This is a genomic window from Azorhizobium caulinodans ORS 571 (assembly GCF_000010525.1).
In the GTDB taxonomy this organism is placed as follows: Bacteria; Pseudomonadota; Alphaproteobacteria; order Rhizobiales; family Xanthobacteraceae; genus Azorhizobium; species Azorhizobium caulinodans.
Genome location: NC_009937.1, coordinates 5296778 through 5322912, shown reverse-complemented (window position 1 = coordinate 5322912; position 26135 = coordinate 5296778). Strand labels below are relative to the sequence as shown.

General features: G+C 68.4%; 24 protein-coding genes. 13 read left to right on the top strand and 11 right to left on the bottom strand.

Annotated elements, in window-relative coordinates:
- Positions 1-7: 7 nt before the first annotated feature.
- Positions 8-472, top strand: coding sequence for a hypothetical protein (locus tag AZC_RS23975; protein ID WP_012173197.1), 465 nt, complete (start codon positions 8-10; stop codon positions 470-472).
- 13 nt (positions 473-485) lie between these two features.
- Here the strand turns inward: AZC_RS23975 and AZC_RS23970 are convergent, their stop codons facing one another.
- The 3 genes from AZC_RS23970 to AZC_RS23960 all read right to left on the bottom strand — a co-directional run bounded on the left by AZC_RS23970 (position 486) and on the right by AZC_RS23960 (position 3486).
- Positions 486-1370: an NAD-dependent epimerase/dehydratase family protein gene (locus tag AZC_RS23970; RefSeq protein ID WP_012173196.1), complete on the bottom strand. Its 885-nt coding sequence runs from the start codon at positions 1368-1370 to the stop codon at positions 486-488.
- A 48-nt stretch (positions 1371-1418) separates the two neighbouring features.
- Entirely contained in the window at positions 1419-2597 is a 1179-nt protein-coding gene (gene queG, locus AZC_RS23965; protein WP_043879836.1) for a tRNA epoxyqueuosine(34) reductase QueG, read from the bottom strand.
- A 196-nt stretch (positions 2598-2793) separates the two neighbouring features.
- Positions 2794-3486: a glutathione S-transferase family protein gene (locus tag AZC_RS23960; protein ID WP_012173194.1), complete on the bottom strand. Its 693-nt coding sequence runs from the start codon at positions 3484-3486 to the stop codon at positions 2794-2796.
- A gap of 266 nt (positions 3487-3752) precedes the next feature.
- On the opposite strand from AZC_RS23960, the gene AZC_RS23955 reads away from it, so the two are divergent.
- A complete protein-coding gene (locus tag AZC_RS23955) occupies positions 3753-4559 on the top strand; it encodes an undecaprenyl-diphosphate phosphatase (protein ID WP_043879835.1) in 807 nt (268 codons plus the stop codon).
- 53 nt (positions 4560-4612) lie between these two features.
- Here the strand turns inward: AZC_RS23955 and AZC_RS23950 are convergent, their stop codons facing one another.
- Positions 4613-4816, bottom strand: a complete 204-nt coding sequence (locus AZC_RS23950; RefSeq protein ID WP_012173192.1) for a DUF1674 domain-containing protein — start codon at positions 4814-4816, stop codon at positions 4613-4615.
- Between the two features lie 50 nt (positions 4817-4866).
- Between AZC_RS23950 and AZC_RS23945 the strand changes: the two genes are divergently transcribed.
- A complete protein-coding gene (locus AZC_RS23945) occupies positions 4867-5109 on the top strand; it encodes a hypothetical protein (RefSeq protein WP_043879834.1) in 243 nt (80 codons plus the stop codon).
- A 115-nt stretch (positions 5110-5224) separates the two neighbouring features.
- Positions 5225-5707, top strand: coding sequence for a protein-export chaperone SecB (gene secB / locus AZC_RS23940; protein ID WP_043879833.1), 483 nt, complete (start codon positions 5225-5227; stop codon positions 5705-5707).
- A gap of 111 nt (positions 5708-5818) precedes the next feature.
- Here the strand turns inward: secB and AZC_RS23935 are convergent, their stop codons facing one another.
- The 3 genes from AZC_RS23935 to ppc all read right to left on the bottom strand — a co-directional run bounded on the left by AZC_RS23935 (position 5819) and on the right by ppc (position 11469).
- Positions 5819-7171 (bottom strand): hypothetical protein, encoded by a 1353-nt coding sequence (locus AZC_RS23935; protein ID WP_012173190.1) that lies wholly within the window; start codon positions 7169-7171, stop codon positions 5819-5821.
- A gap of 36 nt (positions 7172-7207) precedes the next feature.
- Complete coding sequence (locus AZC_RS23930) at positions 7208-8500, bottom strand: adenylosuccinate synthase (protein WP_043879832.1); 1293 nt, start codon at positions 8498-8500, stop codon at positions 7208-7210.
- A gap of 173 nt (positions 8501-8673) precedes the next feature.
- On the bottom strand, positions 8674-11469 hold the full coding sequence (gene ppc / locus AZC_RS23925) for a phosphoenolpyruvate carboxylase (RefSeq protein WP_012173188.1): 2796 nt from the start codon (positions 11467-11469) through the stop codon (positions 8674-8676).
- Positions 11470-11669: 200 nt separating this feature from the next.
- Here ppc and AZC_RS23920 point away from each other — a divergent pair, with 200 nt between their 5' ends.
- The 5 genes from AZC_RS23920 (at position 11670) to AZC_RS23900 (ending at position 17853) form a co-directional block, all read left to right on the top strand.
- A complete protein-coding gene (locus tag AZC_RS23920) occupies positions 11670-13433 on the top strand; it encodes a type I secretion system permease/ATPase (RefSeq protein WP_197531782.1) in 1764 nt (587 codons plus the stop codon).
- Positions 13434-13443: 10 nt separating this feature from the next.
- Positions 13444-14892, top strand: a complete 1449-nt coding sequence (locus tag AZC_RS23915; RefSeq protein WP_012173186.1) for an HlyD family type I secretion periplasmic adaptor subunit — start codon at positions 13444-13446, stop codon at positions 14890-14892.
- 315 nt (positions 14893-15207) lie between these two features.
- Entirely contained in the window at positions 15208-15957 is a 750-nt protein-coding gene (locus tag AZC_RS23910) for an electron transfer flavoprotein subunit beta/FixA family protein (RefSeq protein ID WP_012173185.1), read from the top strand.
- On the top strand, positions 15957-16901 hold the full coding sequence (locus AZC_RS23905; RefSeq protein WP_012173184.1) for an electron transfer flavoprotein subunit alpha/FixB family protein: 945 nt from the start codon (positions 15957-15959) through the stop codon (positions 16899-16901). The genes AZC_RS23910 and AZC_RS23905 overlap by 1 nt, the downstream gene beginning before the upstream one ends.
- A 70-nt stretch (positions 16902-16971) precedes the next feature.
- Positions 16972-17853: a 3-hydroxybutyryl-CoA dehydrogenase gene (locus AZC_RS23900; protein ID WP_012173183.1), complete on the top strand. Its 882-nt coding sequence runs from the start codon at positions 16972-16974 to the stop codon at positions 17851-17853.
- A 108-nt stretch (positions 17854-17961) separates the two neighbouring features.
- On the opposite strand, the gene AZC_RS26445 is transcribed toward AZC_RS23900, so the two are convergent.
- From AZC_RS26445 to tlpA, 3 genes are all read right to left on the bottom strand, one after another.
- A complete protein-coding gene (locus AZC_RS26445) occupies positions 17962-18258 on the bottom strand; it encodes a type II toxin-antitoxin system RelE/ParE family toxin (RefSeq protein ID WP_043879830.1) in 297 nt (98 codons plus the stop codon).
- The gene (locus tag AZC_RS23890) at positions 18259-18462 is read right to left on the bottom strand and encodes an addiction module protein (RefSeq protein WP_043880679.1); all 204 of its coding nucleotides are present in this window, start codon (positions 18460-18462) and stop codon (positions 18259-18261) included.
- Between the two features lie 133 nt (positions 18463-18595).
- Entirely contained in the window at positions 18596-19366 is a 771-nt protein-coding gene (gene tlpA / locus AZC_RS23885) for a thiol:disulfide interchange protein TlpA (RefSeq protein ID WP_012173182.1), read from the bottom strand.
- A 12-nt stretch (positions 19367-19378) separates the two neighbouring features.
- On the opposite strand from tlpA, the gene argH reads away from it, so the two are divergent.
- The 4 genes from argH to lysA all read left to right on the top strand — a co-directional run bounded on the left by argH (position 19379) and on the right by lysA (position 23314).
- Positions 19379-20767 carry an argininosuccinate lyase gene (argH, locus tag AZC_RS23880; RefSeq protein WP_012173181.1) on the top strand — a complete coding sequence of 463 codons (1389 nt, stop codon included), beginning with the start codon at positions 19379-19381 and terminating at the stop codon, positions 20765-20767.
- The gene (gene bluB, locus AZC_RS23875) at positions 20764-21402 is read left to right on the top strand and encodes a 5,6-dimethylbenzimidazole synthase (RefSeq protein ID WP_012173180.1); all 639 of its coding nucleotides are present in this window, start codon (positions 20764-20766) and stop codon (positions 21400-21402) included. Before argH ends, bluB begins: the two co-directional genes overlap by 4 nt.
- A 65-nt stretch (positions 21403-21467) precedes the next feature.
- Positions 21468-21902 (top strand): LPS translocon maturation chaperone LptM, encoded by a 435-nt coding sequence (gene lptM / locus AZC_RS26255; RefSeq protein ID WP_012173179.1) that lies wholly within the window; start codon positions 21468-21470, stop codon positions 21900-21902.
- 149 nt (positions 21903-22051) lie between these two features.
- Positions 22052-23314, top strand: a complete 1263-nt coding sequence (gene lysA / locus AZC_RS23865; protein ID WP_012173178.1) for a diaminopimelate decarboxylase — start codon at positions 22052-22054, stop codon at positions 23312-23314.
- A gap of 16 nt (positions 23315-23330) precedes the next feature.
- Here the strand turns inward: lysA and AZC_RS23860 are convergent, their stop codons facing one another.
- The gene (locus tag AZC_RS23860) at positions 23331-25673 is read right to left on the bottom strand and encodes a bifunctional diguanylate cyclase/phosphodiesterase (RefSeq protein WP_158304156.1); all 2343 of its coding nucleotides are present in this window, start codon (positions 25671-25673) and stop codon (positions 23331-23333) included.
- Between the last annotated feature and the right edge of the window lie 462 nt (positions 25674-26135).

Here is a 26135-nt window from a genome sequence, read left to right as displayed (position 1 = left end):
TCACCATATGAACCGCACACTCCGCGCCTTTCTCATTGCGCCTTTGTGGGCGCCCGCGCTGACCGGCCTTCAGATGTTCCTGTTCGGACTGCCGCGGAGCATGGGTCCGCTCGACCCCACCGAATGGCTGCTCCTCTCTCTCGTCCTCAGCCTGCTGCTCGGCTGCGCGGGCGTTTGGACGCTGGGCGTCCTTATCCACCGGCTTCTGGCGGCACGGCGCATCACGGCCTTGTGGCGGCACATTGCCATCTGGTTTGCTGCGGGCCTCGCCGTGCGCATGCTGCTGCTGGTCGCCACCTGGGCGCCCACGGGCGGCCTCGCGTTCGGGCTCTCCGAGCTTCAGGGGGCGATGCAGACCCGCCCGCTGTTCCTGCTGTCCGGCGGCCTTGCCGGCGCCCTGATGGGCGGGACCATCTGGTTGATGGCGGGGATCGGCCGGCCCGGCGCGCTCGGTCCTTCTTCGGCAAAATAATTAGCGTCGCCGGCTAAATTTCGCCTGCGCCTTTCAATTCGCCGTAGAGAGCTGTGAGCCCTTCCTCATAGGTGGGATAGGCCAGCGCGACGCCGAGCGCCTTCAGCCGGTCGTTGCGTACCCGCTTGCTGGCGGCCCAGAAGGACAGCGCCATGCGCGACATGCTGCGCGCGGCCACCTCGAACGGAATGGCCGGCGGCGGGGCGATGCCCATGAGGCCGGCAGCGAAGGCGATGGGATCGCCGGGCGGGGCCGGCCGGTCGTCCGTCACGTTGAGCAGCCCGCCGAAACCGGTCTCGATCACCTTGGCCATGGCGACGGAAATGTCCGCCACATGGATGCGGTTGAAAACCTGATTGGGCTTCTCGATGCGGCGCGCCTCGCCGGCTTTCAACTGGAGGAAGGCATTGCGCTCCGGGCCATAGATGCCGGCCAGCCGCAGCACGGCCACCGGAATGCCCTTCGCCGTCCCGAGCGCGAGCAGGTCCGCCTCCGCCGCGAGGCGCCGCTCCAGCCGGGCGCTGCCGGCCTTGGGCGGTGTGTCCTCATCCACCCAGCCGCCCTGATGGTCGCCATAGACCCCGAGCGTGGTGAGATAGAGCACCTGTCGCAGGTTGGGAGCCGCCTCGATCTGCGCCCGCGCGGCGGCGAGCAGTGGATCGCCCGCCTCGCCGGGCGGGGCGGAGAGCATCAGCACATCCGCCGCTGCGATGGCGGCCGCCAACTCCGGGTGGACCGCCGAGCCGTCGAACACGAGCCCCTCCGCGCCCGTCGCTGTGACGGCGGCTGCGCCCTCGGCCGTGCGGGCGGTGCCGATCACCCGGTCGAACACGGCCGGATGGCTGGCGATGAAGTGGCGGGCGCAATAGCCGAGCCCTACGGCGAGAAGCGTGCTCATGCCCTTCGTTTGGCGAAGAAGTCCGACAAGGGCAAGACGGCCGGAGCGTCAGGTCCGGGGTGGTGCGTCCGCCTCGAGCGCGGCGGTCCATTCGGCCGCGACCTCCGCGTCCGCTTCCGCTCCGGCCTGAACGGCGGCCAGAGTTGCGAACTCCGCCGCCGGCAAAAGGCGCGAGAGCGCCCAGACGGCGGCGCCGCGCACCAGTGCATCCGGATCGCCGAGATGGGCCCGCGCGCTCGCCACGAGCGCGGGGTCGCCGGAATTGCCGATGGCGGTCAGCACGTTGCGCAGGAAGCGGCCCCTCCCCACCCGCTTGATGGGGCTTTTCGGAAAGCGGGCGCGGAAGGCGGCATCGTCCAGCGTTGCGAGGTCCGCCAAGTCCGGCGCCCGGTTCTCGTCGCGGGCGGCGAGCTTCGCTTCCCGCCCCAGCTCCGCGAACTTGTTCCAGGGGCAGGCGGCGAGACAATCGTCGCAGCCATAGATGCGGTTGCCCATGAGCGGGCGCAGGTCGCGCGGGATCGGCCCCTTGTGCTCGATGGTCAGATAGGAGACGCAGCGGCGCGCGTCGATCTGATAGGGGGCGGGAAAGGCGGCGGTCGGGCAGGCGTCGAGGCAGGCCCGGCACTGGCCGCAATGATCGCCCATGGGCGCATCCACGGGCAGGTCCAGCGTGGTGGCGATGGCGCCGAGGAACAGCCACGAGCCCCGCGCCCGCGAGACCAGATTGGTGTGCTTGCCCTGCCAGCCGAGGCCGGCGGCCATGGCGAGCGGCTTTTCCATGAGCGGGGCGGTGTCCACGAACACCTTCACATCGCCCGTGCCGGCGAGCGCCAGCAGCGCGCGGGCGAGACGCTTCAGCTTGGGCTTGATGATGTCGTGATAGTCCTCGCCCCGCGCATAGACGGAGATGGCGCCCAGGCTGCGTTCCGCGAGAACCGTGCGCGGGTCTTCGTCCGGCCCGTAATTCATGCCCAGCATGACCACCCGCAGCGCCTCCGGCCACATGGCACGGGCATGGACGCGGCGGTCCAGCGTCTCGGCCATCCAGCCCATGTCGCCATAGCGTTCCTCCGCCACCCAGTGGCGCAGGCGCGTGCCGGCATCGCCCACGGCGTCGGGATCGGCGATGCCGAAGGCGTCGAAGCCTTCCTCCAGCGCCAGGGCGCGGAGTTGGTCCTTGAGGTCCGAGGGGGAGAGCGGGGCGGTCTTGCGGGCGGGCGCGCTCATGGGCGGCGACCCCCTGCGCGGGGAGGAGAGGCGACGCTTTGCCCCTTCCCAACCCTTCCCCGCAAGCGGGAGAGGGCTTTTACCGTGCTGTGCGTGACAACGTTGCACACGCGTGACCTCGCTCCCTCTCCCGCTTGCGGGGGAGGGCTGGGGAGGGGACAGACGCAAGACTTGTCAGAAGCCGCGCCCACCCCGATCAGAAATCGAGGTCCGTATAGGTCGCGGAGGGCGGCATGCCGGGCATGGTGTCGGCCAGGATGCCGCGGAAGGTCGGGCGGGACTTCACCCGCGCGTACCAGGCCTTGGCGTCCTCGTCCTCGTCCCACGGCACATCGCCCAGATAATCGGCGACGGAGAGATGGGCGGCCGCCGCCAGATCCGCGTGGGTGAGACGCTCGCCGGCGAGCCAGTTCCGCGCCTTGGCGAGCCACCCGATGTATTTCAGATGATAGCGGATGTTGGAGCGCGCCGCGCGCAGCGCCGTGGCGTCCGGCGGCCCGCCGCCCTGATTGGCCCGCATGTAGCGCTTGTAGATGCGCTCGCGCACCAGATGTTCGGTGACGTCGAGGAACATCTTCTCGTGGAACCACGCCACCAGCCGGCGCACCTCGATGCGCTCCAGCGGCGCGTGCGGCAGAAGCCGTCGGTCGGCGAGCGCAAGGCCGCGCGTCTCGTCCAGATATTCGGCGATGATGGAGGCACCGGGCGCCGAGGGCACATGCTCTTCCGTCAGCACCGGGGTCTCGTTGGCCGGGTTGAGGGCGAGAAAGTCCGGATCGCGCTCCCACACGCGCACCTCGATCAGCTCGGGCTCGATTCCATATTCGGCCAGGAGCAGGCGGATGAAACGCGAATGCGGGCAGAAGGGGTGATGATAGAGCTGTATCAAGGGAAGAAGATCCGGCCGGCGTTACGGAAACCTTGTGGCCGCTCCGTTTCCACACGGTCTAAAGACGTTCGCCGGGCGCCGCAAGACGCCATTCGCGGCAGCGTTGTGGCAATGCCGCAACATGGTTCATGCATTTCCACAGGCTGACGTTGCGTCGGTCGGCGCCGCTTTCAGCCTGAGATTGCATGCGTCCGCCCGAGACGACAGGATGCCGCCGCGCCGGCTGCGGCGCGTTTCCCGTGCCCTTCTGCGGAACCAAAGCCCCCATGACCCTCGGCACCCTGATGGAAGCCCTCGTTCTCGGCCTGCTCGAGGGACTGACCGAGTTCATCCCGGTCTCCTCCACCGCCCATCTCCTGCTCGCCGCCCACTTCATCGGCTTCGAGAGCACCGGCAAGACCTTCGAGGTCCTGATCCAGCTGGGCGCCGTGCTGGCGATCCTGGTGGTCTATTTCCAGCGCTTCCTGCGCGTGGCGGTGCAACTGCCCACGAGCCCTGGCGCGCGCCGCTTCGTCATTGGCATCGTGTTGGCCTTCCTGCCGGCGGCCATCATCGGCGTGGCGCTGCACGGCTTCATCAAGGAGGTGCTGTTCGAGAGCCCCAAGGTGGTCTGCGCGGCGCTGATCTTCGGCGGTATCGTGCTGGTGCTGCTGGACCGCATCCCGTTCAAGCCGCGCTTCAACAACGCCATGGGCTTTCCGCTGACGACGGCGCTCGGCATCGGCTTCTTCCAGTGCCTTGCCCTCATTCCCGGCATGTCGCGCTCGGGCTCGACCATCGTCGGTGCCATGGTGCTTGGCGCGGACAAGCGCTCGGCGGCGGAATTCTCCTTCTTCCTCGCCTTGCCCACCATGCTGGGGGCGTTCGTCTATGACTTCTGGAAGAACCGCAACGCGCTGTCGATGGACGATGGCCTGCTGATCGCGGTGGGCTTTGTCGCCGCCTTCTGCGCGGCGCTGCTGGTCATCCGCACGCTGCTCGATTTCGTGTCGCGGCACGGCTACGCGGTGTTCGGCTGGTGGCGCATTCTCATCGGCGGCGTCAGCCTCATCGCCCTGTATCTCGGCCACTGACATCCCGGTCTTGAGCACGGAGCCGGGTGTCCCGGCTCCGTCTGCGCAGGCGATCAGAAGTCGCTGGCGATGCCGCCCACTTCCCAGTCCCCATAGCGCACCGGCTCCTTGCCGCCGCGCCCGTTGATCTCCTTCGGCAGGTTCGCCGCCGCATCGATGGCGGCGCGCCGGGCCTCCGCCTCGGCGAGCGCCCGCTGGGCGGCCGGGCTCAGATCCTTGCGGGGGGCCGTGGGGGTCGGGGTCTCGTCATTTGCCATGGCATGCTCCTATCCTGCGAATATACGCCGATCTGTTCCGGGGGGAGCACATGCAAAGCGCGCAAATCAAGGTCGACACGGTTTGGCTCGAAATCAATATCGAGCAGGCGCTCGAGTTACCGAAGGGGCACCTGTTTCGCTGTCTCGAGTGCCACGGGCGGGTCATTCCCAGCAAGGAGTACTCCGACGGCGCTGCGGCGATGTTCTCTCACGCCACCGCGCATACCGGCTGTTCGCTGAGCCGATGGAACTTCTCAGGCGTGCGCTTGGGGCACCCCGAGGCTGTCGCCTGACCGAGACAATTGAACTGTAGCGAATACCGGGTCGTCCGGTTGCCGCCCGCCACCGGGCATGGTAGCGACCGCGCGACCCTTGGCCTTGGTACGCCGGAACTCACAGGAGATAAGCATGGCGACGCAGAATGGCAGCCCGACCGATAACACGGCGCCGGCGCTCAACGTGCTCGTTCAGTACATCAAGGATTTCTCGTTCGAGAATCCCAATGCGCCCCGCTCGCTCGGCGCGCCGCAGGGTCAGCCCGACGTCAACATCCAGATCAATGTGAACGCCCGCCCGCTGGCGCCCGGCGAGTTCGAGGTCGAGCTCAAGATCGAGGGCGGCGCGGCCGTCCAGGGCAACACCCTGTTTGCCTTCGACCTGACCTATGGCGGCATCTTCCGTCTCATGAACGTGCCGGAGCAGAGCCTCCAGCCGGTGGTGCTCATCGAGTGCCCGCGCCTGCTCTTCCCCTTCGCCCGCCAGATCGTGGCGGACGCGGTGCGCGGCGGCGGCTTCCCCCCGCTGATGATCGATCCGGTGGACTTCGCCGCGCTCTACCAGCAGCGCATGATGGCCGAAGCCCAGAACCTGCAGACCGCCGGCCAGGCCTGAGCCCGGCCCGTCCGGGCGGCGCAGCCGCCCGGGTCCTGCCAGAGATGAAAACGCCCGCGGTCCGGAAGGAGCGCGGGCGTTCTGCTTTCCGGCTTCGAAAGGGGCCGGCGGTCAGCCGCCGTCGCCCTTGTAGAGTTCGCCCCAGGCGGAGAAGGCGTCCTGGAAGGCCTGCGTGCCCGCCGCGCCCTTGTCGAAGGCGATGATGGCCCGCTTGTTGTTGGTGTAGACGATCGGGATGTCGATCCACGGCCGGGTCTGGAGGAGCTGGAGGTTGCGCTCCTTGTCCACCTGCGCCGCCGACAGGCCGACGAGGAAGGAGGTGGAACTCACCTTCACCGACAGGCCGGCGAGGGGGGCGCCCTGCGCGCTCTCGGTCTGCTTCACCCGCACCACCGGCACGTTGGCCACGCCGCCATAGGGGAAGTCGGGCGGCAGCGCGAAATTGATCTCGATGGTGTGCGAGGCCGGCAGCGTCTGGTCGAGGTTCCGGCGCAGCGTGAAGCTCACGTTGATCTTGCGCTCGGGGATCTGGATCTCCGCCCGGATGCCGATGTCCGGCGGCTGGCCGGGGCCACCCGAGACGGTCTCTGTCTTCCAGGTGACGGTGCCCTCGAACTGCTGGATCTGCTGGGCGTTGCCCGGGCTTTCCTCGAACAGCAGGGCGCGGGTCGTGGTGGCCTGTCCGGGCGCCCGCGGGGCCTGCGCCGGCTGGGCAGGACGGGCGGCGCCGCCGGCCTGCGTCACGCGGTCGGTGCTCTTGGGCTGATCGGGCGTCGCGGGAGGCGCGCTCGGCGCGGCCTGCTGCTGCGGCCGCTCGCCGAACAGCGCGGCAATGGCGCTGTGCTTCCAGATGGCGACGCCGATGCCGCCCAGCAGCACCAGCGAAATGCCGGCGAAGATGGCGATGCGCTTGCCCTTGCCACCGGTCTCGGGCGCCGCATCGGCACCGTTGCGGTTGCGCACCGTGGCGCGGCCGACCCGCGGCCGGCGCTCGTCGGCGGGGGCATCGCCGGAGGGTTCTGCACCGCCGGTCGGCTCCGCATCGCGGATGACCGTGGTCTCGTCTTCCGGCACGGAGCCGGGGGCGGGACGCACGAAAGCGGGCTTGGAGGCACCGGCGCGCACCGGCTCAGGCGGCTGGTCGGGGCTTGCCGGGCGGCGCGGATTGAGCGGGGCGTGGGGCGCCGCCTCGGGACGGGGCGGGCGCGGAGCCGGGGACGGCGGGGGAGCGGGCGGTGCCGCCTCCGGGGCGTCCCCGACATATTCCTTTTCGATCCGCCGGATGGCTTCCTCAAGCGAGAGGCGCTCGCGTCCGATCTCGCCCTCGGGGAGCGGGGGATCGACGCTGCGCAACTGCTTGAGAAGGGCTGCCCGCGCCCGGTCGTACACGACCTTTCGCGCTTCCGCCGTGTTCTGCGGAAGACCGGAGATCGCGCGCACCAGGAGCGGGTAATAATCAGCCATGGGGCGGGAGCTTTGCCTTAAATCACAAAACTAGGGTTAAGCCTGGAAAGGATTGTGCACGAGGATCGTGTCATTCCGTTCCGGGCTCGTCGACAGCACGGCGACCGGGCAACCGATCAGTTCCTCCAGCCAGCGGACATACTTGACCGCCTCGGCCGGCAGGTCCGCCCAGGAGCGGGCGCCGGCGGTGGAGTCCGTCCAGCCCTCGATGGTCTCGTAGATCGGCTCGACCCGCGCCTGCGCGCCCATTTCGGAGGGGAAATAGTCGATCTCCTTGCCGTCGAGCTTGTAGCCGACGCACACCTTGATCTCGTCGAAACCGTCCAGCACGTCGAGCTTGGTCAGCGCGATGCCGTGGATGCCGCAGGTGCGGACCGTCTGGCGCACCAGCACCGCGTCGAACCAGCCGCAGCGGCGGGGGCGGCCCGTCACCACGCCGAACTCGCGGCCCTTGGTGCCGAGCGTCTTGCCGACTTCGTCGGTGAGCTCGGTCGGGAAGGGGCCTTCGCCGACGCGGGTGGTGTAGGCCTTGGTGATGCCCAGCACATAGTCCAGCGCCCCCGGACCGACGCCCGAGCCGCCGGCCGCCGAGGAGGCCACCGTGTTGGACGAGGTCACATAGGGGTAGGTGCCGTGATCGATATCGAGCAGCGCGCCCTGCGCGCCCTCGAACAGGATCTTCTTGCCGTCCTTGCGGGCCTTGTCGAGCAGCTCCCACACCCGGTCCATGTAAGGCAGAACCTTGGGCGCCAGGGCGAGCAGCTCGTCCACCAGCGCCTGCGGGTTCACTTCCTCCACGCCGAGGCCGCGGCGGATGAGATTGTGATGGGTCAGCAGGCGCTCCACCTTGGCGGGGAGCGCCTTGGGATCCACCAGATCCACGAGGCGGATGGCCCGGCGGCCGACCTTGTCCTCATAGGCGGGGCCGATGCCGCGCTTGGTGGTGCCGATCCGGGTGCCTTCGCTGGCGTTCTCGCGCAGAGCGTCGAGTTCGCGATGCAGCGGCAGGATCAGCGGGGTATTCTCGGCGATGCGCAGCCGGTCCGGCCCCACATGCACGCCCTGCGATTCGAGGCGCGCGAGTTCGTCGACCAGCGCCTGCGGGTCGAGGACCACGCCATTGCCGATCACCGACAGCTTGCCCGGACGCACCACGCCCGAGGGCAGCAGCGAGAGCTTGTAGGTGACGCCATCCACCACCAGCGTGTGGCCGGCGTTATGCCCGCCCTGGAAGCGCACCACGACGTCGGCCTGCTCCGAGAGCCAGTCGACGATTTTGCCTTTACCTTCGTCGCCCCATTGCGAGCCGACCACGACCACGTTGGCCACGGTGTGGGGTCCTCCAGCTACCGGCCCCGGGAAGGAGCCGTGGCCCGTGCGGGCCGCGAACACAGGAAAGCCCCGGCTTTGGGTCCGGGGCCTTTGGTGCGTCTTAAGCGATCAGGGGGGGAGAGGCAAGATTTGCCGGCGCCCTGTCGCAAGAACGATGGTCGGCGTCCGCCTCAGCCGCTGTTCCTCAACCCTGCGGAGATGCCGTTGATGGTGAGCTGGATGCCGTGCAGCACATGGTCGCTGCCGGCATCGCTCCGGTGCAGCTTCAGGAGCTCGACCTGGATGTGGTTGAGCGGGTCAAGATAGGGGAAGCGGTTGCGGATGGAGCGGTCCAGCAGCGGGTTGGCCTCCAGCAGCTTCTTCTGCCCCATGATGGCGAGCAGGCTGGTGATAGCGCTCTGATATTCCGCGGAGATGCGGCTGAAGATGCGCGTGCGCAGCTCCTCGTCCGGCACCAGCTCGGCATAGCGCGAGGCGACGGCGAGGCTGCTCTTGGAGAGCACCATGTCCATGTTGGACAGGAGCGTACGAAAGAAGGGCCACTCCCGGTACATGGACTGGAGGAAGGCGATGCCGTCCACCGGGCGGGCCTCCACGAAGGCGGCGATCGCCGTGCCGAAGCCGTACCAGCCGGGCAGCATCAGCCGGCACTGCGACCAGGAGAACACCCAGGGGATCGCCCGCAGCGCCTCGATGGCGCGGGTCTTGTTGCGCGAGGCCGGGCGCGAGCCGATGTTCAGCGTCGCGATCTCGCTGATGACGGTCGAGGACCAGAAATAGTCCTCGAAGCCCGGGGTCTCGTAGACGAGCGAGCGATAGGCCGTAAACGCGGTCTTGGACAGTTCCTCCATGGCGGCGAGGAATTCCGGGCGGGGGCTCGCCTGCTCGGCTTCCAGCAAAGTGGATTCCAGCGTCGCGGAGACGAGGATCTCGAGGTTGCGCCGGCCGTTCTCGGGGTTGGAATATTTGGAGGAGATGATCTCCCCCTGCTCGGTGATGCGGATCTGCCCGCTCACCGCCCCCGCCGGCTGGGCGAGGATGGCGTCATAGGACGGGCCGCCGCCCCGGCCCACCGAGCCGCCCCGGCCGTGGAACAGGCGCAGCTTCACCTTGTGGCGGGCGAACACCTCGATGAGGGCGATCTCGGCCTTATAGAGCTCCCAGCCGGAGGAGACGAAGCCGCCGTCCTTGTTGCTGTCGGAATAGCCGAGCATCACCTCCTGCTCGCCGCCCCGGCTGTCCACCAGCGCGCGATATTCCGGCAGGGCGAGCAGGCGGTCCATGACCGGGCCGCAGGCCTGAAGGTCGCCGATGGTCTCGAACAACGGGATGACGTTGATGGCGCTCTCGCCGGTGGCGGAGACGAGCCCCACCTCCTTCAGGAGCAGCGCCAGCTCCAGCATGTCCGAGATGCCCTCGGCCTTGGAGATGATGGCATTGGGAATGACCGTCTTGCCGAGCCGGGCGTGGGCTTCGGCAGCCGTGCGCAGGATGGCGAGTTCGGATCGCGTCTCCTCCGTATAGCTCAGGAACGGCGAGGCCAGGGGACGCGGATTGGTCAGTTCCGCCCGCAGCACGGCGATGCGGGCTTCCTCGTCGAGGGCGTGATAGTTGGTGCCCGGCGCCGCCTGTTCCAGCAGGTCCGCCACCGTGCGCTCGTGCACGTCGGAATTCTGCCGCAGGTCGAGGCTGGCGAGGTGGAAGCCGAAACTGTCCACCGCCCGGCGGACATGGCGCAGGCGGCCGCGGGCGAGGATGGCCGAGCCGTTGGCCATCAGCGAGCGATAGAGGATGTCGAGGTCGGCCCGGAAGGCGGCGGCGTCCGGATAGGGCAGGTGGCCGTCCTCGGCCGCGCCCATGGTCTTGCCGTCGTCGGCAGCCTTCTGCGCCGCCACCGTCGCCTTGAGGCGGTTGTGGATGCCCACCAGTGCGAGGCGATAGGGCTCCTCCCGATGCTCCGGCGCCCGGTCGCCCGAGCGTTCGGCCAGCGCTGTCAGGTCTTCGGAAACGGCAACGAGGCGCTTGGCCAGCGACAGCTCGGTGACCAGCAGGCCGACCTGCTCCAGATAGAAAGCCATCACCCGGTCGCGGTGCTGGCGCACGGTCTCGCGCAGCACGTCGGCGGTGACGAAGGGATTGCCGTCGCGGTCGCCGCCGATCCAGCTGCCGATGCGCAGGAACGGCGGCAGCTCCGCGCCCGGCTCGCCGCCTTCCTGTTCCGCCAGATGGTCTTCCAGCGCGCAGAGGAGGCGCGGCACCTCGGCCAGGAAGGTGTAGTCGTAATAGGAGAGGCCGTTCTGCACCTCGTCCAGGACGGTGAGCTTGAACTTGCGCAGCAGGGCGGTCTGCCACAGCGTCAGCACCGCCCGGCGCAGCTTCTCGTCCTGCTCGCGCGCTTCCTGCGGGGTCGCCTGAAGGCGCTCCTTGAGATCCAGGAGATCGGCGATCTCCATCTCGCGGTTCATCGTGCTCTTGCGGCGCACTTCGGTCGGGTGGGCGGTGAGCACCGGGCTCACCAGCGCCGCGTCGAAGAAGGCGCGCAGCTCGGCGGCGCCGATGCCGGCCTTCTCGGCGCGGGCGAGCGCATTGGCGAGGGTGCCCGGGCGGGGCGCCGAGCCGGCCACCGCATGGGCGCGGTTGCGCCGGCTGTGGTGCTGGTCCTCGGCGATGTTGGCGAGATGGGAGAAATAGGAGAAGGCGCGGATGATCTGCACCGCCACCTCCGGCGTCATGCTCTCCAGCAGCGCGTTCAGTTCCTGGCGCGCGGCCTCGTCGGCATCGCGGTGGAAGCGGATGGAGGTCTGGCGGATGGTCTCCACCAGCTCATAGATGGCATCGCCCTCCTGCTCCCGCACCGTATCGCCGAGGATGCGGCCGAGCAGCCGGATGTCGTCCCGCAACGGCTGGTCCTTGTCCGGACCGCCGGCTTCCTGCTCGCTCACCACGGCCCAGACCGCGCTCGTCATGTTCCACCCTGTTTTTGTCTTCGCGACGCAGCATGCGCCTTCGCCCCATTTAGTAGGCTTTTTGCCCGCGGCGGAAGAGTGCCGCGCGATGACGGCAGGATGGAACCGCGATAGGATCGCCGCGAACCGGCTACCGCTTGCGGCGTGCCAGTGCCGGGGTGAGGCATTGGCGGGCAGTCGGCTCATGCGTGGGGGAAGTGATGTCTCTGGCTCAGATGCGGCAGCGCCTTTTGGCGCCGAAGGCCGATACGGCGCTGAATGCCGCCTTGCGGGCCGCCCGGCCGGGACTTGTGGGAGCGGCGGTCTTCAGTCTGTTCATCAACGTGCTCGGGCTCACCGGGCCGCTCTACATGATGCAGGTCTATGACCGGGTTCTGAGCAGCCGCAACCTCGCGACGCTGGGGGTGCTGACCGTCCTCGTGGCGGTGCTCTATGCCGTGGCCTCGGCGCTGGAATCCCTGCGCACCGGCATTCTCGTGCGGGCCGGCCTCCGGTTCGACGAGGAGGTGAATGCCCACGTGTTCAACGCGGTGCAGCGCGCCAGCCTGCGCCGGCCGTCCTCGGGCCACACGCAGGCCCTGCGCGACACCGACACGGTGCGCGAATTCTTCACCGGCGCCGGGCTCGTCTCTCTGTGCGACCTGCCGTGGGTGCCCATCTACATAGCCTTCGCATTGGCGCTGAGCCCCTGGTACGGCCTCATCGCGCTCCTGAGCTGCGTCATCTCCGGCCTTCTCGCCTTCGCCAACGACCGGGCGACCCGACCGCTGCTGGATCAGGCGACGAAGGCGAACATCGCCGCCGCCAACCAGGCCACCACCACCTTCCGCAATGCGGAAGTCCTTCATGCGATGGGCATGGTCGAGAGCCTGCGCGCGCGCTGGGCGCGCAACCACGCGGGCGCCCTCGGCTGGCATGCGGTGGCCTCCGACCGGGCCGGCCTCCTCATGGCGGCGACGCGCTTCAACCGCATGTTCATGCAGAGCCTGATCCTCGGCCTCGGCGCCTATCTCGCCATCAATCGCGAGATTTCGCCGGGCATGATGATCGCCGGGTCCATCATCGTGGGCCGCTGCATCCAGCCCATCGAGGTGGCCATCGGCAACTGGAAGACGCTGGTGAACATGCGCTCGGCCTTCGACCGGGTTCAGGACATGCTGCGCACCCTCCCTGCCCCGCCGCCGCGCCTGCGCCTGCCCGATCCGCGCGGCGACCTCCAGGTGGAGAATCTCATCGCCCATGCGCCCGGTACCGAGTTTCCGGTCCTGCGCGGCGTCAGCTTCGCGGTGCCCGCCGGCAAGGTGCTGGGCGTCATTGGCCCGAGTGCGGCGGGCAAGTCCTCCCTCGCCCGCCTGCTGGTGGGGGTCTGGCAGCCGAGCGCCGGTTCGGTGCGCCTCGACGGGTCGGACCTGCGCCACTGGGACCCCGAGCAGCTGGGCTCGCATCTCGGCTACCTGCCGCAGGATGTGGAGCTGTTTGCCGGCTCGATTGCCGACAACATCGCCCGCTTCGGGGCGCGCGACGATGCCAAGGTGGTGCAGGCGGCCCAGATGGCCGGTACGCACGAGATGATCCAGCGCCTGCCCAACGGCTACAATACGGAGATCGGCGAGGCGGGTGCCGCCCTGTCCGGCGGGCAGCGCCAGCGCATCGCGCTCGCCCGGGCCCTTTACGGCCTGCCCGCGCTGATCGTGCTCGACGAGCCCAACGCCAGTCTCGATGCCGCGGGCGAACAGGCGCTCATCCAGGCGGTGCAGGCGCTGAAGGCGGCCGGTCGCACCGTGGTGCTCATCACCCACAAGACCAACACGCTCAGCCTGTGCGACGTGGTGCTGCTGCTGAACGAGGGCGCAGCCCACGGCTTCGGCCCCCGCGACGAGGTGATCGCCAAGCTGCTGGGGCCGCGCCTCGTGCAGCCGGGCGCGACGCCGGCGCAGGGCGCCGCCACGGCGGCGGGGGCGTGAGGAGACGGTCATGAGCGACACCGCCATCACGCCCAATGCCGGCGCCAAGCCCCCGGCCTCTCCGACCCCTCCGTCGTCCTCCCTCGCGCCGGCGCCGGTCTCGACGCCCGCCTTGCCGCCCGCCAATCCGACCCGGCTCGATTTCAGCGCGCCGCCGCCGGAGGTGAAGAGCGACATGCGTCGTGTCGCCGCCATTGGCTATGGCCTTATCTTCCTCACCTTCGGCATCGGCGGCGCCTGGGCGGCGCTGGCCAATATCGACAGTGCGATCATCGCCAACGGCGTCGTCTCGGTGGAGAGCAAGCGGCAGGTGGTGCAGCACCTCGAGGGCGGCATCATCGTCGAAATCGACGTGAAGGACGGCGAGAGCGTGAAGGCGGGCGACCTGCTGTTCCGCCTCGACCCCACCAGCTCCCAGTCCAACTACGCCGCCCTGCGCGGTCAGCTCGACACGTTGCAGGCGACCGAGGCGCGGCTGGAGGCGGAGCGGGCGCAGGCGGACACCGTCGTCTTTCCCGCAGCGCTGCTGGCGCGGGAGAACGAACCGCTGGTACGCTCGGTCATCGCCGACCAGCGCGCCCAGTTCCGGGACCGCAAGGCCTCGCTCAACGGCCAGATCGACATCCTGAACAGCCGCGCCCGGCAGGGCGAGACGGAGATCGACGGCCTGAAGCGCGAGCGCGAGGCGCTGGACAGCCAGCTCTTCTATATCGAGGACGAACTCACGGGCATCCGGTCGCTGAGTGACAAGGGGCTCGTCTCCAAGCCCCGCCTCGCGGAGCTCCAGCGCGAGAAGGCCCGCCTTCAGGGTCTCGTCGGCCGCAACACGGCAGATGCCGCCAAGGCGCAGAACACCATCGGCGAGATGAAGCTGCAGATCCAGCAACTGCTCCAGAAGCAGCAGGAGGATGTGGCGCAGCAGATGGTGGAGACCCGACAGAAGATTTCCGACGTGACCGAGAAGCTCGCGGTGTCGGAGAACGTGCTCAAGCGCGTGGACATCCGCGCCCCGCGGGCCGGCGTGGTGCAGAACATCAATCCGCGCATCTACACCATCGGTGCGGTGGTGAAGCCGGGCGACACCCTGCTGGAGATCGTGCCGCAGAACGACGAACTGATCGTGGACGCGCAGGTGGCGCCCACCGACGTGGACCGGCTGCACGACGGCATCACAGGCGTCGAGGTGCGCTTCACCGCCTTCCATTCCCGCACCACGCCGCTGATCCTCGGCGAACTGCGCTCGGTCTCGCCGGACCGGCTGGTGGATGAGGCGACGAAGCAGCCCTATTTCCAGGCGGTGGTGGCGGTGGCCAAGACCGACATTCCCGAGGACATGAAGGCCCGCCTGCGCCCCGGCATGCCGGCGGAGGTGGTGATCGGCACCGGGGAGCGCACGGTCCTGAGCTATCTCACGCGTCCGCTTGTGGATGCCGTCACCAAGTCGCTGCGAGAGAAATAGGCCGTCGCAGCGAACGGCGGCCCGGCAGGCGCGGGGGTGAGCCGCCCGCGAACCGCGGAGCGGAAGCGTGGCCTCGCAGCATCTCGATTGCTTGCGGTGCAGTATCATTCGTGTACGAATGAAGTTGCCAGGGGCAGCCAGAGGCGTGTCCGGGGCGCTGCTTTGGCGCGCTCCAAGGTCCGGCATCGGCGTTGACACGCTTCCGGGCCACTCCTAGGGTGCCGCCCCCAAGGCTTACTGCATTGCGCGCACGGCATTTCGTCGGCAAACCGCAGTGCAGAACGACAACTTGCCATCAGGTTGGAGCGCGGCTCGATGAAGGTCCTGGTACCCGTCAAACGAGTGGTCGATTACAACGTCAAGGTACGGGTCAAATCCGACGGGACCGGCGTCGAACTCGCCCACGTGAAGATGTCCATGAACCCCTTCGACGAGATCGCCGTCGAAGAGGCGCTCCGTCTCAAGGAAGCGGGCATCGCCACCGAGGTGGTCGCCGTGTCTATCGGACCGGCCCAGGCTTCCGAAACCATCCGTACCGCCCTCGCCATGGGCGCCGACCGCGGCATCCTGGTGAAGACGGACGAAACGGTGGAGCCGCTCGCCGTCGCCAAGATCCTCAAGGCCGTGATCGGCGAGGAGGCGCCGAAGCTGGTCATCCTCGGCAAGCAGGCCATTGATGACGATTCGAACCAGACCGGCCAGATGCTGGCGGCGCTCCTCGGCTGGGGCCAGGGCACGTTCGCGTCCAAGGTGGTGATCGACGGCGATGCCGCTCTCATCACCCGTGAGATCGACGGCGGCCTCCAGACCGTGCGCCTCGCGCTGCCGGCCATCGTGACCACCGACCTTCGCCTCAATGAGCCGCGCTACGCCTCGCTGCCCAACATCATGAAGGCGAAGAAGAAGCCCATCGACGAGAAGACGCCCGATGCCTATGGCGTCAGCGTCGCGCCGCGCCTCAAGGTGCTCAACACAGCCGAGCCGGCGGGCCGCAAGGCGGGCGTGAAGGTGGGTTCGGTGGCTGAACTCGTGTCCAAGCTCAAGGACGAGGCGGGGGTGATCTGATGGCGACGCTGCTTCTCGCCGAACACGACAATACGTCTCTCAACGGCGTCACCGCCAAGGCGCTCACCGCCGCTGCCCAGCTCGGCGGTCCGGTGCATGTGCTGGTGGCCGGCCAGAACGCCAAGGGCGTCGCCGAGGCGGCGGCCCAGCTCGCGGGCGTGGAGAAGGTGCTGCTGGCGGACGACGCCCTCTATGCGCACCGCCTCGCCGAGCCGCTGGCGGCGCTCATCGTCTCGCTGGCCGGTGGCTATGATGCCATCGTCGGCCCCTCGACGGCGGTGGCCAAGAACGTCCTGCCGCGCGTTGCCGCGCTCCTCGACGTGATGCAGCTGTCCGACATCATCAAGGTGGTCTCGCCCGACACGTTCGAGCGTCCCATCTATGCCGGCAACGCCATCCAGACGGTGCAGAGCACGGATGCCAAGAAGGTCATCACCGTGCGCACGGCCTCCTTCGGCGCCACCGGCACCGGTGGTTCCGCCGCCATCGAGGCGGTGTCGGCGCAGGCTGATCCGGGTGTGTCGTCCTTCGTGGACGAGAGCCTTGCGGTATCCGACCGTCCGGAACTGACGGCGGCGAAGATCATCGTCTCCGGCGGCCGGGCTCTCCAGTCCAAGGAGAAGTTCACCGAGGTGATCGAGCCGCTGGCGGATGCCTTCGGCGCGGCGGTGGGCGCCTCCCGCGCGGCGGTGGACGCCGGCTATGCCCCGAACGACTGGCAGGTGGGCCAGACCGGCAAGGTCGTCGCCCCCGAGCTTTATGTCGCAGTCGGCATCTCCGGTGCCATCCAGCACCTTGCCGGCATGAAGGACTCCAAGGTCATCGTCGCCATCAACAAGGACGAGGAGGCCCCGATCTTCCAGGTGGCCGACTACGGCCTCGTGGGTGACCTCTTCGCCATCGTGCCCGAGCTGAAGGCGGAAGTCGCCAAGGCCAAGGGCTGACCTTATGATCCGGCGCGGGAGGCCCGCGCCGGATGCCTCTCAAACCGCGAGCCGAGAGACTCCTGAGATCATGTCGCTCGAGATCAAGAAGGTCGGGGTGATCGGCGCCGGCCAGATGGGCAACGGGATTGCCCACGTGTGCGCCCTCGCCGGTTTCGACGTGGTGCTGAACGATCAGGACCCGGAGCGCGTGCGCTCGGGCCTCGCCACCATCAACGGCAACATGGCCAAGCAGGTGTCCAAGGGCACCGTGAGCGAGGACGACCGGCAGGCGGCGCTGAAGCGCATCGCCACCGGCAGCGCGCTCGAGGATCTGGCCGAGTGCGACCTCGTGATCGAATCCGCCACCGAGCGTGAAGAGGTCAAGCGCAAGATCTTCTCCGACGTGTGCAAGGTGCTGCGGCCGGACGCGCTGCTGGCGAGCAACACGTCGTCGATCTCCATCACCCGCCTCGGCGCCTCCACGGACCGCCCTGAACGCTTTATCGGCATTCACTTCATGAATCCGGTGCCGCTCATGGAGCTGGTGGAGCTGGTGCGCGGCATCGCCACCGATGACGACACCTTCGAGAGTTCCAAGGCCTTCGTCACCAAGCTGCACAAGACCTATGCGGTGGCCGAGGACTTCCCGGCCTTCATCGTCAACCGCATCCTGCTGCCGATGATCAACGAGGCCATCTACACCCTCTATGAGGGCGTGGGCTCCGTGGATGCCATCGACCGCGCCATGAAGCTCGGTGCCAACCACCCCATGGGCCCGCTGCAGCTGGCGGACTTCATCGGCCTCGATACCTGCCTCGCCATCATGCAGGTGCTGCACGAGGGCCTCGCGGACTCCAAGTACCGCCCCTGCCCGCTGCTGGTGAAGTATGTGGAAGCCGGCTGGCTCGGCCGGAAGACGCAGCGCGGCTTCTACGACTATCGCGGCGAAAAGCCGGTGCCGACCCGCTGAGGGTGGAAGCCCGTTCTTCCCGACCGAAGATGACTAGCCCGCCGCGATGGCGGGCTTTTTGTTTGGGGCGCTGCTCTATGCCGCCATTCCCTGACCATCCGGCTTGGGTTACGGCAGCCGCCCCTGCCAGGATCGAGGGGCGCGGCTGGCGTGGAATATGGCGATCACATATGCCGCCTCCGGCTCGTCCCGAAAGATGACCACATAGGGAAATCTGCGCATCAGGGCGTGGCGGGTATTGTGGGAGGCCCGTCGAAACTGACGCGGGTTTTCCTCCATGCGCCGGACCACTGCCCCGAGCGCGGCACGAAACTGTGGCACCATCTGTGGAGCGTGCGTCCCATACCACGCCAGTGCGTCGGCAAGGTCGGCCCGAGCGGCGGGCAGGAACAAGACGCGTGGCATTCACTGGCGGTCTAGCTGGCGCTCGACTTCCGCCCACGGCACCGCGTCGGCGCGATCCGCGTCAAAGGTTGCCATGCGCCGGGCCAGCTCCGCGTCCTGGGCTGGGGTCAGGCGAACGTCTTCAGGGGCAAGGCTGTCCCACAACTCGGCTATCAGGTCGAGCCGTTCGCGTGGGGTCAGCTGAGCAATATCAAGGGCTGGCATAGACTGAACCATACCACGGGTGTGAGATCAGGTCCGCGATAAAGCGAATGGGCACCCGCTGGGATGCCGATCGCAGACATCGCAACGGTGTCGATCAAGGAACGCTGCGCACCGATCATGCCGCCTGTCCCCCTCACACCCCCTTGCCGACCGCTTGCCGGATGAGCGTCTGCGCGTCCTCCGACGCCCATTCGGCGGGGCCGGCGAGGTAGCCGATCTCGCAGCCCTTGGCGTCCACGAGAAGGGTGGTGGGCAGGCCGAAGCCGCGCCCCACGCTCCGCAGCGCCTGGAAAGTCTTGGTTTCCGGGTCCGCGTGGAAGGCGAGGGAGGAGACGCCGATCTCGTCCAGGAAGGCGCGGGGCTTCTTCGGATCCTTGGTGTCGAGATTGATGGCCAGAACCTGGAAGTCGGCGCTGCCCTGCTCCTTCTCCAGCGTGTCGAGGGCCGGCATTTCCTTCCGGCAGGGCACGCACCAGGTGGCCCAGAGGTTCACCAGCAGGGTCTTGCCCTTGAAGTCGGCCAGCGTCACCGGTTTGCCGGCCCCGTCGGTGAAGGTGAGCGGGGGCAGCCGGCGCGGCTCGGTGGCAAGGCTCAGTGCCGCAAGCTCGCCCTTGGCGAAGGGAGCGAGGCGCTTGGCGGTGGCGACCGCGCCGGCGCAGTCGGGATCGGATATGGCGGCAGTGGCGGCGGGCACGGTGCCGTCCGGCAGAGGTTTCGTTGCGGACGCATTGCCCTTGAGCCCATTCATCCCGTATAGGGCGAGCGCGCCGGTCACGGCCCCCAGAACCGCCGCTCCCGCCACCAGACCGATCATGCGCCCCGGCTTGCCGGCGGCTGCGGTCGGGGTCTTGGCGGGAGGCGCGCCGGGGGCATCATCCGGGCGCGGCAGGTTGGCATCGGTCATCGGAGGTCCGTCATGAGCAACAAGATGTGGGGCGGGCGGTTCTCCACCGGTCCGGACGCTATCATGGAGGAGATCAACGTCTCCATCGGCTTCGATCAGCGTCTCTATGCGCAGGACATCGCAGGCTCCAAGGCCCACGCGGCCATGCTGTCCGCCCAGAAGATCATTGCGGCGAAGGATGCGCAGAAGATACAGAAGGGTCTAGACACGATCCTGTCAGAGATCGAGGCCGGCAAGTTCACCTTCCGCCGCGATCTCGAAGACATCCATATGAACGTGGAGTCGCGTCTGGCGGAGCTGATCGGCGCGCCCGCGGGCCGCCTGCACACCGCCCGGTCGCGCAACGATCAGGTGGCCACCGACTTCCGCCTCTATGTGCGCGACACCATCGACACGCTGGACGAGCAGATGGCAGATCTCCAGCGCGCGCTGGCGGAAAAGGCGCTCGCCCATGCCGGGACGGTGATGCCCGGCTTCACCCATCTTCAAAACGCCCAGCCGGTCACTTTCGGTCATCACCTTATGGCCTATGTGGAAATGCTGGGTCGCGACCGGGGCCGGTTTGCCGATGCGCGCAAGCGCCTCAATGAATCCCCGCTCGGTTCGGCGGCGCTCGCCGGCACGTCCTTCCCCATCGACCGGGAGGCGACCGCCGCCGCGCTCGGCTTCGACCGGCCGACCGCCAATTCGCTCGATGGCGTCTCCGACCGCGACTTCGTGATGGAGACCCTGGCGGCGGCGTCCATCTGCGCCGTCCATCTCTCCCGTTTCGCGGAGGAGATCGTGATCTGGACGTCGCCGGCCTTCGGCCTCGTCAAGCTCACGGACGCCTTCACCACCGGCTCGTCCATCATGCCGCAGAAGCGCAATCCGGACGCGGCGGAACTCGCCCGCGCCAAGTCCGGCCGCATCATCGGCGCCCTCACCGGCATCCTGGTGGTGATGAAGGGCCTGCCGCTCGCCTATGCGAAGGACACGCAGGAGGACAAGGAAGGCACCTTCGATGCCCTCTCCGCGCTCTCGCTGGTGATCGCCGCCATCGCCGGCATGGTCCGCGACATGGAGCCGGAAGCCACCCGCATGAAGGCGGCGGCCGGTCAGGGTTATGCCACGGCCACTGATCTCGCGGACTGGCTGGTGCGCACGCTGAACATTCCGTTCCGTGAGGCCCATCATGTCACCGGCCGCATCGTCGCGCTCGCCTCGGAGCGCGGTGTGCCGCTTCATCGCCTCTCGCTGGAGGAGATGCAGGGCGTCGAGAAGCGCATCACCCAGGATGTGTTCTCGGTGCTCTCCGTCACCAATTCCGTGCGCAGCCGCACCAGCTACGGCGGCACCGCTCCGGCCCGCGTGCGGCAGCAGGCCCGCCGCTGGCTGAAGAAGCTCGGCCCGGCGGCGTGAGCGCGCCGCGCTTTTCCGACGCCTTCCGCGCGGAGCTCCATGAGCTTTTCGCCTGGCGCCGGGATGTGCGTGCCTTCCGTCCCGATCCACTTCCGCAGGGGGCGCTGGAGCGCCTCCTCGCCACCGCCTGCCTTGCGCCGTCGGTCGGCCTCTCCCAGCCCTGGCGCTTCGTCCTCGTGGACGATCCCGCCCGGCGGGCGGCCGTACGGGCGAATTTCGAGCGCGCCAATGGCGAGGCGCTGGCCGCCGAGCCCGGCGAGCGGCAGGGGCTCTATGCCCGGCTGAAGCTGGCGGGGCTCGACGATGCGCCCTGCCACGTCGCAGTGTTCGCCGATCCCTCGACGGAGCAGGGCCACGGTCTCGGGCGCCGCACCATGCCGGAGGCGCTCGATTATTCCGCCGTACTGGCGATCCATACCCTCTGGCTGGCGGCGCGGGCGGAGGGCATCGGCGTAGGCTGGGTCTCCATCCTCGATCCGGCGCCGCTCGCCGCCACGCTCGAGGTGCCCGCCACGTGGCATTTCGTCGGCTATCTGTGCATCGGCTTTGCGCGCGCGGACCATGAGGTGCCGACGCTGGAGACGGCGGGCTGGGAATGTCGTCGCCCGCCGGAAACCTTCCTGATACGACGGTGATCGGCGGGGGCTCGCCTTTGCAGTGCCGGCCGCTATAGTGGCGGCGATCTTGTCCGAGGTGTTCCGTGTCCCGACGCTTTCGCATTCCCGCCCTGTTGCTCGTCCTCGCCTGCGCCGGGACGCTCGCCGGCTGCGGCGTGAAAGGTCCGCTGGAGCCGCCGGGCGGCACCAAGACCGGGACGACACAGACCGGCGCCGCGCAACCGGCTGCGGCAGGCACTCCTGCGGCGAGCGCCGCCGCGGCTGCGCCCATGACGCCGGCTGCCGAGCCCTCGCCCACCGCCTGGGCGGAACAGTCCGATGCCGGCCGCTCCACCAGCACCTCGTCCGCCAACAGCTCCGCGCCGACCCCGACGGTCGCCACCACGACCACCAACACCACGCGCTCGACCACGGGCAGCGCGTCCGGCGGCGCCAAGGGCTCGATCACCAGCGCGCCGGTGAGCCTGGACAAGATCCAGCGGCCGGATCGGCCCTTCATCCTCGACGGGCTGCTCTGAGGAGCGCGCTCCGCCCGTTTTCCTGCCGAAGGGGCTGAGCGACGCCCCTTCCGGCTTCCGGCCAGTGCCGCCGGGCGTCCGCTCCGGCCCGCCATGCGCGGCCGGGCGCCTCCCGCCGAAGCGCTGGCGATCACCGCGCAAGGCCCGCCATGCACCACTTCATTCACCACGACGGCCGCCTCAAGGCCGAGGACGTGGATATCGCCACCCTCGCCGAAGAGGTGGGCACGCCCTTCTATTGCTACTCCACCGCCACGCTGGAGCGGCATTACCGGGTCTTCAAGGCCGCCTTCGCCGAGCGCGAGATGCTGCTGTGCTACGCGCTGAAGGCCAATTCCAACCAGGCGGTCATCGCCACGCTCGCCCGCATGGGCGCGGGCGCTGACATCGTCTCGGGCGGTGAGCTGAAGCGGGCGCTGGCGGCGGGCATTCCCGGCGAGCGCATCGTCTTCTCCGGCGTCGGCAAGACGCGCGAGGAGATGGCGCAGGCGCTGGAGGCCGGCATCCTGTGCTTCAACGTGGAGAGCGAGCCGGAGCTTTCAGCGCTGTCGCAAGTGGCGACCGCCATGGGCCGCACCGCGAACATCTCCATCCGCATCAATCCGGACGTGGACGCCAAGACCCACGCCAAGATCTCCACCGGCAAGTCCGAGAACAAGTTCGGCATCCCGATCTCGCGCGCCCGCACGGTCTATGCGGAGGCGGCGACGCTGCCGGGCCTGAAGGTCGCCGGCATCGACATGCACATCGGCAGCCAGATCACCGATCTCGGCCCCTTCGAGAATGCGACGCTGCTGATGGCGGAACTGGCCCGCGACCTGCTGGCGCAGGGCCATGCGCTGCACCATCTCGATCTCGGCGGCGGGCTCGGCGTGCCTTATGTGGCCGGCGATCCGGTGCCCCCCTCGCCGGACGCCTATGCGGCTGTCATCACGCGGGCGCTGAAGGGCCTCGACCTGCCGCTGGTGTTCGAGATGGGCCGCATGATCGTGGCCAACGCCGGCATCCTGGTGGCACGGGTCATTTATGTGAAGCACGGCGAGGGCAAGACCTTCGTGATCGTGGATGCGGCCATGAACGATCTCATCCGCCCGACCCTCTACGAGGCGCACCACGACATCGTGCCCGTGCACCAGCGCCCGTCGGCGCCCACGGCGAAGGTGGATGTGGTTGGTCCGGTCTGCGAGACCGGCGACTATCTCGCGCTCGATCGCGAACTGCCGGAACTGATGCCCGGCGACCTCATCGCGGTGATGACCGCCGGCGCCTATGGCGCGGTGCAGGCGTCCACCTACAACACCCGGCCGCTGATCGCGGAAGTGCTGGTGAGCGGCCATCAGGCCGCCGTGGTGCGTCCGCGGGTGGAGGTCGAGCAGTTGATCGGTCTCGATCGCCTGCCGTCCTGGTTCTGATGGCAATGGGCCGGCGTCAGCCGGCCCGCGTCCTCGGCTTGAGGGCGATGAGGTCCGCTTCCGACATGGGTCGGGCGAAGTGGAAGCCCTGCAGCTCCTCGCAGCCGGCCTTGCGCAGCCAGGCGAACTGGCCGGCGGTCTCCACGCCCTCGGCGGTCACCTGAAGGTTAAGCGCCCGGCCGAGCCCGATGATGGCTTCCACGATCCCCTGTGCATCGCGGCTCTGCTCGAGGTCGCCCACGAAGCGGCGGTCGATCTTGATGCGGTCGAAGGGGAAATTGCGCAGATAGTTCAGGGATGAATAGCCGGTCCCGAAATCGTCCATGGCGAGGCGCACGCCAAGCGTCTTGATGCCGACCAGGACGTCCAGCGCCTTCTCGGTATTCTCCAGCAGCACGTTCTCGGTGATTTCCAGCTCCAGCCGCTCCGGCGGCAGGCCGCTGTCCTTGAGGGCGGCCCGCACCGTTTCGAGCAACTGCTCCCCCTGCCGGAACTGCACCGGCGAGACATTCACCGAGACAACGAGATCGGGCCATTTGGCGATGGTCGCGCAGGCCCGGCGCAGCACCCATTCGCCCAGCGGCACGATGAGGCCGGAGGCTTCCGCGAGCGGAATGAAGCGGTCCGGCGACAGCAGGCCGAAGCCGGGGTGCAGCCAGCGCACCAGCGCCTCCACGGCCACCGGCTCCTGCGTCGCGGCGCTGAAGCGGGGCTGATAGAGGACGACGAAGTCCTCGCTGCCCACGGTGCGGCGCAGGTCGTGTTCCAGCGTGCGCTTGGCCTGCACCTGCTCGGTCATGTCGGCGGAGAAGAAGGCGATGCCGGGCGGCTCCTCCCCCTGTGCATGCTGGAGGGCGAATTCGGCACTGCGCAGCAGCAGTTCGCCCTCCATGCAGTCGTTGGGGGCGAGGGCCACGCCGATGGCGCAGGAGAGGTCGATCAGGTCGCCTTCCGGCAGGCGGATCGGGGCATTGAGGGCCGCCTGCACGCGGGCGCACAGGTCCTTCACCGCGAGGACATTGCCAGGTGCGGTGGCGACCAGGGCGAAGTCCTCGGCCCCGAGCCGGGCCACAAGGTCGCTGTCGGTGATGACTTGCTTGAGCCGCAGCGCGCATTCGGCCAGCACCGCGTCGCCGGCGGCGAGGCCATAGCTCTCCGTGATCTGCCGGGTGTTCGCGAGGCCGATGCGAAGGGCCGCGACGAGGCGCTGGCTATCGCCGATGCTGCTCAGGGCGCCGGAGAGAAATTCCATGAACAGCGTGCGGTTGGGCAGGCTGGTCAGCGGGTCGTAGAGGGCGAGGTGCTCCATCTTGCGATGGGCCTCCACCTCGGCGGTGATGTCGCTGGCGGTGCCGCGGAAGCCGATGAGATGGCCGTCCGCGTCACGCACCGCCTTCGCCGCCACCCGGCACAGGCGCAGCGTGCCGTCGGAGGCGAGGTAGCGGCAGGAGAGCGGCGTCACCCGCCGTTCCGCGGCGCGGGCCGTCCAGCTTTCCAGGGGACCCTCGATGCTGTGCAGGACCGTGTCCAGCGGCTGCCCCATCAACTCGGCGCCTGAGCGGCCGGTGAGCGCCTCATACCGCTCGGACAGATAGGTGATGCGTAGCGCGGCGTCGGTTTCCCAGATCCAGTCGGTGGCGGCCTCGGCGACGTCACGGAACCGGGCTTCGCTGAGCTGGAGGGCGGCGCGGCTTTCCTGCATCACGCGGGAGGCGGCTTCCATCTGCCGCGCGCTGGCGGAGGCGCGGGCCAGGATGAGCCAGGTGAAGAGCACCAGCGTGCCGCCGCAGGCGAGCAGCCACGGCATGACCGCGCGCGTCACCGTGGCGCCCGGGGCGGGGCTCGTCCAGCTCAGCACGACGGGATCGCCAGCCCGGCTCGCCAGTTCGAGTTTGGCGCCGCCGCCGGCGCCGAGGCGAAGGTCCGGCAGATCGGTGCGGCGGGCGATACGGCTCAGGACCTCGTTCTCGAGGAGACGGCCGAAGACCAGGATGCTGGTCGGGCCAGCCGGTGTCGGGTCGGCGGCGTTCGGGGGCGGGGTGATCGGCTGCGCGCCGACCAGCGCCGGCCGTCCGCCGATCCAGAAGAGGCCGTGCACGCCGGTGCGGCGGGCGTCCGCGAGCAGGGCATCGAGGCCTGTGGGCAGATGGCTGCCGTCGTCCGGATCCTGCAGTCGTCCCTGCCTCAGTTCATAGACCACCGAATTCTGTGCCGAGATCACATAGACCCAGTCCATGCCCAGCAGATGATGCAGGCGGGGGCCGAGCACGCCGCGCTCATAGGCCCATTCCAGATTCAGGGTCGGGTGCAGATTGTGGTATAATATTCCGTTCGCAAGCAGCGAGGCGAGAGCGCGCATGAGTTGCTCTTCCTCGACGGCGATATTCGCGCGCAGCTGAAGTTCGGTGCGCCGTTCGGAGCGGATATCTTCTTGGCGGGCAACGTGGAACAACAGCGCAGCGGAAACGCAATAGGTGGCTGTTACCAGTATCGCGATGGCAGACAGCGTCCAGCGCGCAAAGACATGCGTGCCCGCGGCGTCACGCGACTTTATCCACGAACGCAACATAAACGCTTCCGAACCTTCGCGCCAAGTCCGCATTCTAACGGCGCGACGGCCATTACTGCCAGAATACGCTGGGTTGTGCCTGTCGAATGTGCCACTCGCGCGCTACATTTGCGCGCCGAGGTAGAGTGGCACCGAGGGCTTGGGCGAAGCTGCCCCCTCTGGAACCGTTACGGGTCCATTGTTTGCGATGTCGTTAACCTTAAAAAACGATGAATCGCAGCGGCGCGAACTCCCCGGTGCAGGAGCCGCGCC